General features: G+C 43.1%; 11 protein-coding genes. 10 read left to right on the top strand and 1 reads right to left on the bottom strand.

The genetic code is table 11. The annotated features are described in order from the left end of the window. Nucleotides 1–258: 258 nt before the first annotated feature. The 4 genes from motA (at nucleotide 259) to ACFSMW_RS18510 (ending at nucleotide 4,715) form a co-directional block, all read left to right on the top strand. Nucleotides 259–1,059 (top strand): flagellar motor stator protein MotA, encoded by an 801-nt coding sequence (gene motA / locus ACFSMW_RS18495; protein WP_390357794.1) that lies wholly within the window; start codon nucleotides 259–261, stop codon nucleotides 1,057–1,059. Next, nucleotides 1,034–1,825, top strand: coding sequence for a flagellar motor protein MotB (gene motB / locus ACFSMW_RS18500; protein ID WP_390357795.1), 792 nt, complete (start codon nucleotides 1,034–1,036; stop codon nucleotides 1,823–1,825). The genes motA and motB overlap by 26 nt, the downstream gene beginning before the upstream one ends. A 294-nt stretch (nucleotides 1,826–2,119) precedes the next feature. After that, a complete protein-coding gene (locus ACFSMW_RS18505) occupies nucleotides 2,120–3,340 on the top strand; it encodes a CynX/NimT family MFS transporter (RefSeq protein WP_390357796.1) in 1,221 nt (406 codons plus the stop codon). Nucleotides 3,341–3,536: 196 nt separating this feature from the next. After that, nucleotides 3,537–4,715, top strand: coding sequence for an MFS transporter (locus ACFSMW_RS18510; RefSeq protein WP_390357797.1), 1,179 nt, complete (start codon nucleotides 3,537–3,539; stop codon nucleotides 4,713–4,715). 105 nt (nucleotides 4,716–4,820) lie between these two features. On the opposite strand, the gene ACFSMW_RS18515 is transcribed toward ACFSMW_RS18510, so the two are convergent. Further along, the gene (locus ACFSMW_RS18515) at nucleotides 4,821–6,491 is read right to left on the bottom strand and encodes an SLC13 family permease (RefSeq protein ID WP_390357798.1); all 1,671 of its coding nucleotides are present in this window, start codon (nucleotides 6,489–6,491) and stop codon (nucleotides 4,821–4,823) included. A gap of 225 nt (nucleotides 6,492–6,716) precedes the next feature. Here ACFSMW_RS18515 and pcp point away from each other — a divergent pair, with 225 nt between their 5' ends. The 6 genes from pcp (at nucleotide 6,717) to adh (ending at nucleotide 12,508) form a co-directional block, all read left to right on the top strand. Then, the gene (pcp, locus tag ACFSMW_RS18520) at nucleotides 6,717–7,319 is read left to right on the top strand and encodes a pyroglutamyl-peptidase I (protein ID WP_390357799.1); all 603 of its coding nucleotides are present in this window, start codon (nucleotides 6,717–6,719) and stop codon (nucleotides 7,317–7,319) included. A gap of 145 nt (nucleotides 7,320–7,464) precedes the next feature. Further along, nucleotides 7,465–7,956, top strand: coding sequence for a DUF1648 domain-containing protein (locus tag ACFSMW_RS18525; protein WP_390357800.1), 492 nt, complete (start codon nucleotides 7,465–7,467; stop codon nucleotides 7,954–7,956). Nucleotides 7,957–8,215: 259 nt separating this feature from the next. After that, the gene (locus ACFSMW_RS18530; protein ID WP_390357801.1) at nucleotides 8,216–9,394 is read left to right on the top strand and encodes an MDR family MFS transporter; all 1,179 of its coding nucleotides are present in this window, start codon (nucleotides 8,216–8,218) and stop codon (nucleotides 9,392–9,394) included. Between the two features lie 36 nt (nucleotides 9,395–9,430). Further along, entirely contained in the window at nucleotides 9,431–10,180 is a 750-nt protein-coding gene (locus tag ACFSMW_RS18535; RefSeq protein ID WP_390357802.1) for a Cof-type HAD-IIB family hydrolase, read from the top strand. Between the two features lie 187 nt (nucleotides 10,181–10,367). After that, entirely contained in the window at nucleotides 10,368–10,550 is a 183-nt protein-coding gene (locus tag ACFSMW_RS18540) for a cold-shock protein (RefSeq protein WP_390357803.1), read from the top strand. A 437-nt stretch (nucleotides 10,551–10,987) separates the two neighbouring features. Then, nucleotides 10,988–12,508 carry an aldehyde dehydrogenase gene (gene adh, locus ACFSMW_RS18545; protein WP_390357804.1) on the top strand — a complete coding sequence of 507 codons (1,521 nt, stop codon included), beginning with the start codon at nucleotides 10,988–10,990 and terminating at the stop codon, nucleotides 12,506–12,508. Nucleotides 12,509–12,533 lie beyond the last annotated feature (25 nt).

A 12,533-nucleotide genomic window follows, 5' to 3' on the forward strand; every position in this document is an offset into this window, starting at 1 on the left:
AACTAAAAAACAAATAGTGGGTAAGGTCACCCGTCGATGACCTTACCCACTAATCTTAGTATGTTTTTTATTTAACCGGTCATTCTCCAATAAAAATCGTAAAATGCCAGGAGAAATGGAAAAATCTATGAACAAATTCCCTTTTCCACTTTACATTATGTTCCAGATATCCGATATAGTTAGCAGAAGGTCATAGCAAAGAGAAAAGTTAACGAATGGATGACGCACTCGAAAGAAAATGGATGTTGGGGGATTATGATGGATAAGACATCGGTTATTGGTATTATATTGGGAATCATCGCTGTTGGAGTAGGAATGGTCCTGAAGGGGGCTGATATTGCAGCGTTGTTGAATCCTGCCGCCATGCTGATCATTTTTGTTGGAACAGCAGCAGCGGTATTGATTTCTTTTCCAGGACGGACGATCAAGAAGATACCTGCATTATTCAAAATCATTTTTACGAATCAGAAACAAACGGAAATACCTGAATTGATTGTATTATTCACAGAAATGGCTGAGCAGACAAGAAGAGAAGGACTGCTTTCGCTGGAGAAACAAGTGAATGAAATAGATGATTCTTTCCTAAGGCCTGGTATCCAAATGGTTGTGGATGGGCAGGCGCCTGAGTTTATCAAAGAGGTCATGCTTGAGAAAATTGATGCGATGGAACGGCGGCATCAGGAAGGTGCGGCTGTATTTTCCCAAGCAGGTACCTACGCACCGACACTAGGGGTACTAGGTGCTGTTGTCGGGTTGGTGGCAGCATTAAAAGATATGTCAGATATGGCAACGCTTGGGCATGCAATTTCCGCTGCTTTTATCGCAACATTATTCGGTATCTTCACGGGGTATGTGTTATGGCACCCATTTGCCAGCAAACTGAAGGAGAAATCCAAAAATGAGGTATTGATCAAGGAGGTCATGCTTGAAGGGATTCTCTCTATCACCAATGGAGATTCCGCAATTGTGGTACGGGACAAGTTGAGTTCATTTCTATCTGAAAAAGAATTAGTCAGGTTGGAGGGAAACAGGGATGCGACGGAAGAAGAAGCAATCTGAACAACACACAGATGAATCCTGGCTCCTTCCTTATTCAGATCTGTTGACTTTGCTTTTGGCGCTGTTTATTGTACTTTTTGCCATGAGTGAAGTGGACGTACAAAAATACAAGGAACTTTCTGCTGTCTTTAAGAGCGAGTTTTCCGGCGGAGGACAGGGGATATTGGACAAAAGTGCCAATAACCATGAGATTGAAGTGCCTATACAAGAAAAAGAGGAAAAAGACAAGGATGAGAACATCGATAAAAATAAAGAAAAACATGAGGATAAACAAACTCGTAAGCAGTTGGAAATGGAAGAACTGGGCCGTATCCAAAAGCAAATTGACACTTACATACACAAAAATGATTTATCCCGCTCCATTGGCACTGAATTGACAGATGAGGGACTGCTCGTGACGATATTGAATGACATCACATTCCATTCTGGAAGTGCGGTTGTCAACAAAGAAGGCAGAAAAGTAGCCAACGAAGTATCCTCTTTTCTGGATACGGATCCGCCGCACCAGATTGTTATTAGCGGCCATGCCGATGACCGGCCGGTACATAATTCGCAATATAGATCCAATTGGGAGCTGAGTGTCATGCGGGCTGTCAATTTTATGCAATTGGTACTGGATAATGATTCACTTGATCCGGCTAAATTCAGTGCGAAGGGGTACGGTGACCAGCACCCGATCGTACCAAATAACTCTGAAATGAATATGGCGAAAAACCGTCGTGTTGAAGTAATGATCTTACCGAATTATGACGATGCAGAAAAATGAAATAATAAATGTTGAAAATGGCTTCCTGTCTTTAAACAGGAAGTTTTTTTATTAGAAAAACATAATATTTTCCTGATGGATGAACCTCACTGATGTACGCATGATGATATGGAGGGGTTTTCAATTGGCGGCAGGTTAGAATGAGATTTCCCTATTCTGACCCGCCGCATCAATGAATGAAAGCAATTGTTGTTACCGGTTGGCTGATTTTTCAGATCAATCTGTTTACATCTTTTTCATATAGGCAGTCTCTATGATATATTGAGTTCATACAAAGAGAAGGCAGGAGAGCTTATGAGAGAAAAATTGAAATGGGATCATGCGGATAAATTATATCGTGCTGCAGTATTTTTGGGCATTATCGTGCTAGCGTTGAATTTACGTCCTGCCATTACTTCAGTGGGCCCATTAATTGGTATTATCAGGGATGATATCGGTCTGTCCAATTGGAGTGCAGGGATGCTGACAAGTCTGCCATTAATCGCCTTTGCCGTCATGTCTCCTATCGTACCGTGGCTTCGACATCGTTTGTCAAATGAATGGGCTATGTTAGTTGGGCTATTTTTACTTTCTGGCGGAATCGGGATTCGTTCCATGCCGCTCGCATGGCTTTTATTTGCCGGTACATTGCTGATAGGATTCGGCATCGCTGTGCTGAACGTGCTTATCCCGAGTGTCATCAAGGAGAAATTTCCATTAAGGGTTGGCTTGATGACAAGTATATATTCGACAGCCATGGGAGTTTTGGCTGCTTTGGCTTCCGGGCTGAGTGTGCCGATTGCCAGTAACTTGCATTTGGGATGGGAGGCGGCGCTTTTCGTTTGGATTTTACCAGCGGTGGTTGGGGTCGGCATATGGGTGTATTTAGCTTTGAAAAGAGACAAGAACAATTCTGTTGCGATAGCAGGGCATCATTCGCAAGCAAATGCGGGGAATCAGCAGATAATGCGTTCGCCTCTTGCTTGGCAGGTTGCATTATTTATGGGGATGCAATCGATGCTTTTCTATGTAAGTATTGCCTGGCTGCCAGAGATACTACTTGATTATGGCGTCAGCAAGGCAACTGCTGGGTGGATGCTTTCTTTCACACAGTTTATCGGATTGCCAGCAAGCTTCCTTGTGCCAGTGATCGCAGAAAAATCTTCATCACAGCGGAGAATCGTATTTGTCTTGACGATATGTGCTATTGGCGGATATAGCGGACTATTGCTGGGAAGTTCTTATACCACCATGGTGGTCAGTGTCATTTTCATCGGCATTAGTCTAGCTGGTAATTTCGCATTGGCATTGACATTTCTCAGTATGCGGGCAAGGAACGCGAAGCAAGCGGCTGAATTATCAGGTATGGCGCAATCGCTTGGTTATATACTTGCAGCTGTGGGCCCCATTTTAATTGGTTACATGTTTGATTTCACTGAAGCATGGACAGTGCCACTGCTGACAATTATGGGTGTATCCTTACTTGTTTTATTTTTTGGTATTGGAGCTGGCCGGAATAAACATGTGCTGGATTAGTATGGCTTTTTGAAATGCCAGGCGGCAAGATTTCCTCCTCTGTGAAAGTAAGTTGGAGGTGAACCGCCTGGGAATCTGGATTACATACTAATAAATAACCGACAGATACGTAGTGTCCTGGAATTCCCTCGCTTCATATTCCGCAAGACTTGTTAAGTGGGGGAGTGAGTGCATTCGCTGATAGGAAGGGGATTATATGAAACAGCCCTATGGAATAAAGGATATTCATTTTTGGAGGATAACACTCTCATTAGCACTGGCTTCATTTTTCATTTTCGCTACGATGTATGGAACCCAGCCTTTATTGACAGTGTTTGTTGGCGAATTTGGTGTTACTGTTTCTACAGCAAGTTTGTCCATGTCTTTGACAATCATTGGTTTGATTGTCGGATTACTTCTCTTTGGATTTCTTTCCGATAGATATGGCAGGACATCGTTTATTAAGTTATCATTGCTAGGTTCAACGATTCCTTTTTTGATCATGCCATGGTTTTCTCCGTTTCCAGTTCTGCTTGTTCTGCGTTTTTTGCAGGGCATTGCATTGGCAGGCCTGCCTGCGGCTGCACTTGCTTATTTGAGCGAGGAGATTAATTCACGCAGTATAGGTACTGCAACAGCACTTTACATTTCCAGCAATGCACTCGGAGGAATGGCCGGACGTGTGGCAGCAGGGTATATCACAGACATGTTTTCGTGGGAGACTACGTTTTATGCACTGGCTGTGCTGGGCATCATCGTGTTCATTTTGGTGTTGGTTCTGTTGCCGCAATCCCGTTTATTTTATCCTAGCAATCTTTCGTTTAAAAAAGATATTGCTGCGTTTTTGTATCACTTGAAAAATCCGGCGTTATTACTTGTCTTCGGTCTCGGAATCATTCTCCAATTTTCTTTTACCGGGATATGGACATATTTACCGTTTCATTTACAGGGTCATCCTTATTCTCTTTCATTACAGACCATTTCAAATACATATTTTGCATATGGATTAGGCGTAGTTGGTTCTCCAGTTGCTGGTTGGTTCGCTGGAAAATTTGGATGGCAGAAACTTCGGCTGCTCGGGATCATTATTCTGGCAGCGGGAATTTGGATGACGCTGTCGACTTCCTTCATCATAATTGTCATCGGACTGTGTATTACTTGTCTCGGTTTTTTCACAGCACATGCTTTGACAGCTACATCTGTCAGTGAAACTGCCACGCATCATAAAGGCAGTGCCTCCAGTCTGTATTTGGTTTCGTATTATATAGGTGTTTCTTTTGGCAGTACAGCGGCTGCTCCAATATGGGGAAAGGGTGGTTGGACCGGATTAGTTATGTTTGCTGCTTTGCTGCCTGTAATGTACATTTTGCTGGTAGAGTGGCTGGCCAGAAAATAATAAGATTCGCTCAGGGTTTCCATTTCTTCTGGCTGGCATAAAGATGAAGAACAGCATGTGGATTTGAGTAACACATGCTGTTCTGTTAAACCTTTGCATATATCTTTATTTAAAATCTGCTGGCATATGCATGATATCTATTCCCCATACGAGTGGAATGAAGAAATATACGGCAGCTGTGACTAAGATGATTCCAACGATGTTCAAGGCGAATCCCGCTTTGGCCATATCTGGTATACGTAAATAGCCGGAACCGAAGACAACTGCGTTGGGTGGTGTGGCTACTGGAAGCATGAAAGCACAGGATGCTGCCACTCCTGCCGCAATCATCACGGAAAACGGATGTATACCTAAAGCTGCAGCAAGTGCGGCCATAATCGGATACATCATATTTGCAGTTGCTGTATTAGATGTGATTTCCGTCAAGAAAATAACAAGCCCCGTAACAATGAGCAATACGAAAATGATATTCATGCCCTGGAGTGATGCCAACTGTTTTCCAATCCACTCGGATAACCCAGAATCTGTAAAACCAGCTGCGATGGCAAGCCCGCCTCCGAACAAAAGTAAAATGCCCCAAGGCAGCTTAACCGCGGTATTCCAGTCGAGCAAGAAGTCACCTTTTTTATTTTTGGCCGGGATGATAAATAAAATGATCGCAGCTGTCATAGCGATAATCGCATCATCAATGTTCGGATTTATTTTGACAAGGATGAATGAACGTGTGATCCATGCCATGGCCGTAAGAGCGAAAATGATAAACACCGCTTTTTCTTCGTAGGATGAAGAGCCAAGCTTCTTTTGCTCCGATTGAATAATCTGCTTGCCGCCTGGCAGTTTTTTCACCTTTTGCGGGTAAGCGATCTTGACCAAATAAAACCAAGCGATCAAGATGAAGATCCATGCGACAGGTACACCAAATAACATCCAGCCGGCGAATGACAGATCGACATGATACATTTTTTTGATTACGCCAGCTAGTGCTGCGTTCGGAGGTGTACCTATCAAAGTCGCTATCCCTCCCAACGATGCAGAGTAGGCGATTCCAAGCATGAGTGATTTTCCGAAACCGAAATTTCCTTCTGACGTATCAATTGAAGGGTCGCTTTTTAACGCATCAGCCACTTGATAGGTAATGGCAAGCCCAATTGGAACCATCATCATCGCAGTGGCAGTATTAGATATCCACATGGAAAGAAACCCGGTGGCGACCATGAACCCCAGAACGATAAGATTCATGTTTGTTCCAATAAAAGAGATGATGGCAAGAGCGATGCGTTTATGTAAATTCCATTTTTCCATAGCGAGCGCTACCATGAAACCTCCCATAAATAAAAAAATGGTGTCACTGCCATAGGATGATGTGGTCGCGCCCAAGTCAAGCCCGTTTGTCAACGGAAACAGGATGATGGGCATCAATGAGGTAGCTGGAATAGGAATTGCCTCTGTCATCCACCAGATGGCAATCCATATCGTGCTCGCCAAAACAGCCAGACCCGGTTTTGAAAGCCCTTCCGGTGAAAAAAATAAAAGTGTGATGATAAAGAATACCGGTCCAGCTATCAGGCCAATCCATTGTACTGTGGAGTAACTGCGGTTTCCCTTGTTTCCGCCCCCATGATGATTATTGTCATTCCCTTGCTGGCTTTTAATATGCTCGATTTTACTCCCTTCGCCTTTGGCTAGTGAAGAACTGTTCGTTTTCGTAAAAAATCGAAACAAATCTTTCACCTCATCATGTTTGTCCCAAAGCCAATTCCACGTAGAAATTATCATGACCTTTCCCCCTTTAAGTTTGAATAAACCAAATATATAATGAAATGTGAATATAGTATAACATATTGTATATTGCCGCGGTTGTATTACTGAATATGGTAAATCCAATAAACTGGCTTTGGAGACTGATATTGTGTATCATGTGGGTGTGGCGACATATAAGAGCAGTTGCAGTTATTTTTGCTATATAAAAATGTATAAATAAAATGTTATTGGGGTGGTAAAATGAAAAAGTTATTATTGACTGGTTTTGAACCATTCTTAGACAATCCAATCAACCCGACTGCCGAAATAGCCGAAAAACTACATAGCAGTAATATAAAGGATTTTCAAATCGTTGGGGAAGTGCTCCCAGTGTCTTTTAAAAACTCCGGGTTGAAACTCGTGGAATTGCTTGATAAGCATAAGCCGGATGCCGTCATATCTCTTGGATTGGCAGCTGGCCGAAACTGTGTCACACCGGAAAGGATTGCGATCAACTGTAATGATGGGGTTCCGGATAACCATGGCAGTAAACCGGAAGATGAACGAATTTGTCCTGACGGGCCGGACGGCTATTTTTCAACCCTGCCAATTCGTAAAATAGTCAACATGTTGGAGGAAGCAGGCTTGCCAGCGACGATTTCGAATACGGCAGGTACATACTTATGCAATCATGTCATGTACCATGGACTCCATTATTTCAATGAAAAAGGAAAGCACGCCCAAGCGGGATTCATCCATTTGCCAGCTTCACATGCGCTGGCGGTCAAGAAAAAAATGCCTAGCTGGTCTCAAGCTGATTTACAAAAAGCAGTGGAAATTTCGATTGCTTGCTTAGTGGATTGAATGAATGGTTATGTTGAAAACATCGATCATACAATCCTGAATATGCGCGAAATTTCCCCAAAGCGAAGGAATTTATTTGCCCTCACCTGATTTCAATAGTTGCTGGATGAAGTGATGTTTGTTTTTAAAGCGGAAGGAGATGGCTATGGGCAGTCACCCGAAAATAGAAGTGAAAGCCTCTTTTTTGGAAAAAGTTTGTCATACGCTGTCAGTCATTTTCATTTTAGTCACATCCATCTCGGCCATGCATACATACGCATCCGTCCCTGCTAAGGTACCGATACATTTTGATTCTGACCACCTGCCTGATGGCTGGGGAAGCAGTTTGTATATTTTCATCCTGCCGGTTGCGGCTGTATTCATTTTCATTATGTTTTATTTTCTTGGCAGGAAACCTCATATCCATCGTTATCCAGTAAAGGTGACAGCGGAAAATGCACCTGTGCTATACCGTCTTTCACGTTTAATGGCGGCAGTAATGGGTGTCGAAATTACATTGTTGCTGGCTGTTATCACACTGGAATTCGGTGTTGAGACGGCAGGACACCCATTCAGTATCGTACCAGTGATTATTAGTTTAATACTTGTAGCAGTATCGCCAATATTATTTATTATTGCGATGTGGAGAAGAAGATGATTATTTATACTTCGTGTAAGAAATTATATCTGCTGAATAGCGAAGGGACATTGTTTCTGAGGTTGCGTCAGCAAAGTTTCAAACAGCGGTTAAATCGGTCAAAAAATTAGTCTTTTCGCCCTGAATTGCTGTAGAATGGGGAGTGAAGTTACCGATTCGGATCATGATCATGTGAATGCTGCTTGTTTGACATGATCAGCACAATATCTTTCGTCGTGAACACCATGAGACCATGATCCAGAAATGAGAGTTGATGGAAATGCCTAAGCAAATCTGGCTGTTGGTCATTGGAACGACAATCAATGTGACCGGTGGCTCTTTTTTATGGCCGTTGAACACAATATATATGCACAATGAACTAGGAAAAAGTTTGGCGTTCGCCGGACTCATTTTAATGTTCAATCAGGGGGCGACTATCGCTGGGAATTTGGTTGGCGGGGTTTTGTTCGATAAATTCAGCCCGTATAAGACAATTGTATTCGCAACCCTGCTGACTACAGCTGCGGCTGTGGTATTGTCATTCAACCATCAGATTTTTGCTTATTCCATCATGCTGATTTTAATCGGCCTTGGCACTGGAGCCACATGGCCCGTGATGTTTGCGATGGCGGGATCGATCTGGCCGGAAGGCGGAAGACGTGCATTCAATGCGATATATGTCGCACAAAATTTGGGGGTTGCTTTAGGGGCTACTATCGGAGGATTTGTGGCAAGTATCTCTTTTAACTACATTTTTATTGCAAATGCCTCTCTCTTTTTTGTATTCCTGGCGCTCGTGCTGTTTACATTCAAGGGGATGGACAAGGAACGAGACAGACAAATGCACACCTCCATTCTTGAACAAAGCGGTAAAATAAAAAACAAATCTATTTTCACTGCATTGATCATTTTATGTATCGGCTTTTTCATTTCATGGCTGGCATACAGCCAATGGCAGTCAACAATAGCTTCGCATACACAGGACTTGCATATTCCACTGGGACAATACAGTACACTGTGGGCGATTAATGGCTTCTTGATTGTAGGTGCGCAGCCATTATTGAAACTTCTGAAATGGAAGTCGCAAAAAACATATATATTGACAGGGACCGCCATTTTCATCGTGTCTTATTTGATTGCAATGATTGCAGAAGAATTTACTTTATTTGCCGTAGCTATGGTTATTTTGACAATTGGAGAAATGCTTGTGTGGCCGGCAATACCTACGATAGCTGACAAGATGGCTCCGAAAGGGAGAGCAGGTTTTTATCAGGGATTTATCAATAGTGTGGCAGCAGCCGGCCGTATGCTGGGGCCGATACTTGGGGGACTGGTCGTAGATCATTACAACATACATGTACTGTTTTATCTATTGATCGGACTCATGTTGATACCATTTGTAACAACTGCACTGTTCGATCGCGGCCTAAAGTTGAATAATGAATCAAGATTGATGTGAAATTAAAATATTTAAGGTATACAAAGGAGAAGAGCTATGACGAATATAAAACTGATTGCACTTGATATGGATGGCACCTTGTTGGATAAAGAAGACAAGATTTCATCACGCAATAAGCAGGCTATAAAACAGGCGCAAGAACAAGGGGTGACCGTTGTACTAAGCACTGGCCGATTTCTGAAAACATGTTTTCCTTACGCAGAGGAACTGGGGTTATCTTCTTATTTGGTAACAAGCAACGGCGGACAGATTTGGACTATGGACCAAGAATTGGTAGAAGAGCACATATTGGAAACAAAAAGCATTGAAAAAATGTATGCAATAGGAAAAGAAGCCGACATAGCAATGTGGCTGGTTTCCGCAGAAGATGTATACCATAATGAATTGCCAGAGGATTATCAGACACGTGAATGGCTGAAATTTGGCTGTGTAACGGATGATCTGGCAAAATTGGACAGCGTGGTTGCGCAGGTTGCCAAGATAGGGGACCTTGAAATAACAAACTCAATGCCTAATAATATGGAAGTGAACCCAATTGGAGTAAACAAAGCCAATGCGCTGAAAACGGTTTGTAAGAAACTTGGCATTACAATGGATCAGGTACTTGCAGCAGGCGACAGCTTAAATGACATCAAAATGATTGAACAGGCCGGACTGGGAGTAGCCATGGGCAATGCACAGGATGCGGTGAAGCAGGCAGCAGATTTTGTAACGGAAGACCATGACCAGGATGGTGTGGCCAAAGCGATTGCACATTATGTACTGCAGGAAGTCAGGCAGAATTAATCTGTCTGGCTTTTTTTCATGAGTTTTTAAGCATTTATACCAATGGACAAAATCGCGAAGGATCTTTTTTTCAGGGAGAGTAATGGCCAGTTTTACAAAGATGAAAAACTAATTCTAACACCGTCTCCTTACATTGCTTTCTGAAAAGGTGTATAATAGAAGTAGAACCTTGAAAGGGGATGCTGAGATGGCTTTTTCACGAGGACCTAAAGAACCGCTGCCGGAAGTTGAAACAAAGGTATGGTCGTGCTCCAATGAGGATTGTAACGGTTGGATGCGCGCATCGTTTAGCTTTGAAGAAGAACCTAAGTGCCCGTTGTGTCATTCTTCTATGCAACATGAAGTACGCATGCTGCCTGATCTGGAGTAGTCCAACTAAATAATCAAAGTTTTTAAAGCGTTGGTGGTCCAGCGTATTTTTTATAATCTCATATAGCTCGAGGAAACCGCAAGGCAAATGGTTGCTTTTGCGGTTTTATTTTAGGAAGTGCAGCTTTAGCAGGGGCTGTTTGGCGGGAGTGTTGCTGATCTATACAAAGAATATCAAGTTAAGGTGAAAAAAGCGACTCATGAGTATTTTTCCAGTTGCCATGCGGGAGGAGGTCCTGCGTATTCCCGTATGGCATTTACACTTTGTGAAGTACAAAGACATTGTGCTTGGTATAGCAAGAACAATTATCAACTAAAAATTCAATTTGTTCGAATAGTTGGCATGATTTCGTACAAGTTGTTATAATTTAGTATAAGCGTAAGTTTTGCAAAACATATTTTGTAAACGTTTACTATTATTTGGGGGAGGAATGCAAAATGAGATATGCAAATCCGAACACAGAAGGGGCAATTGTTTCATTCAAGAGAAAATATGATAATTTTATTGGTGGAAAGTACCAGCCGCCTGTGAAAGGTCAATATTTTGATAATGTCACACCTGTTACCGGTGAAGTCTTCTGTGAGGTAGCCCGTTCCACCAAAGAAGATGTACAAGCTGCAATTGAAGCGGCACATGCAGCAAAAGATGCATGGGCCGAAACTTCTGTTGCCGAACGTTCCAACATATTGCATAAAATTGCTGATAGAATCGAAGAAAATCTGGAAACGCTGGCAGTTGCTGAAACCTGGGACAATGGGAAAGCTGTCAGAGAGACACTTGCTGCAGATTTGCCGCTCGCAGTAGACCACTTTCGTTATTTTGCGGGTGTCATACGGGCACAAGAAGGCGGTGTAAGCCAAATTGACAATGATACAGTAGCATATCATTTTCATGAACCTCTTGGGGTTGTAGGGCAAATCATCCCTTGGAATTTCCCGTTGCTGATGGCAACCTGGAAGCTGGCACCCGCACTCGCGGCAGGCAACTGTGTCGTTCTTAAGCCTGCAGAACAGACGCCTGCTTCCATTCATGTTCTGCTTGAGCTGATACAGGATTTGATTCCCGCTGGGGTGGTCAATGTCGTCAACGGCTTCGGGGTAGAGGCTGGGAAACCGCTGGCCACCAACCCAGGAATTTCCAAAGTAGCATTTACCGGTGAAACGACTACAGGCCGTCTGATCATGCAATATGCTTCTGAAAACATCATTCCGGTGACATTGGAATTGGGTGGTAAATCACCAAATATCTTTTTCGCAGATGTGGCAGATAAGGATGATGCTTTTCTCGATAAGGCCGTGGAAGGGCTTGTCATGTTTGCGCTGAACCAGGGAGAAGTGTGCACATGTCCATCACGTGCGTTAGTCCATGAATCCATCTACGATACATTCATGGAAAAAGCGGTTGCTCGTGTGAAGCAGATAAAAATTGGTCATCCGCTTGACACAGAAACAATGATGGGTGCCCAGGCATCCCAGGAGCAGATGGAAAAAATATCGTCCTATCTTGATGTTGGGAAGCAGGAAGGTGCCGAGGTGTTGATTGGCGGCAATCTCAACCAGTTGGCTGACGAGTTATCGGGCGGCTATTATGTGGAACCGACCATTTTCAAAGGTGACAATAAGATGCGTATTTTCCAGGAAGAAATTTTTGGCCCGGTGCTATCGGTCACCACCTTTAAAGATGATGAAGAAGCGATGGCAATTGCAAATGACACCCTGTATGGCTTGGGAGCTGGCGTGTGGACGAGAAACATCAATACAGCTTATAGATTTGGGAGAGGTATACAAGCAGGGCGTGTATGGACGAATTGTTATCATCAATATCCGGCGCATGCAGCGTTTGGAGGGTATAAGAAATCAGGAATTGGACGTGAAAACCATAAGATGATGCTGGATCATTACCAACAGACGAAAAATTTACTAGTCAGTTACAGTACAGATACTGCTGGATTATTTTAACGGGAAGAACTTGTTTGACATTGGC

This window comes from Tigheibacillus halophilus (assembly GCF_042683165.1).
Classification (GTDB): domain Bacteria; phylum Bacillota; class Bacilli; order Bacillales; family Amphibacillaceae; genus Tigheibacillus; species Tigheibacillus halophilus.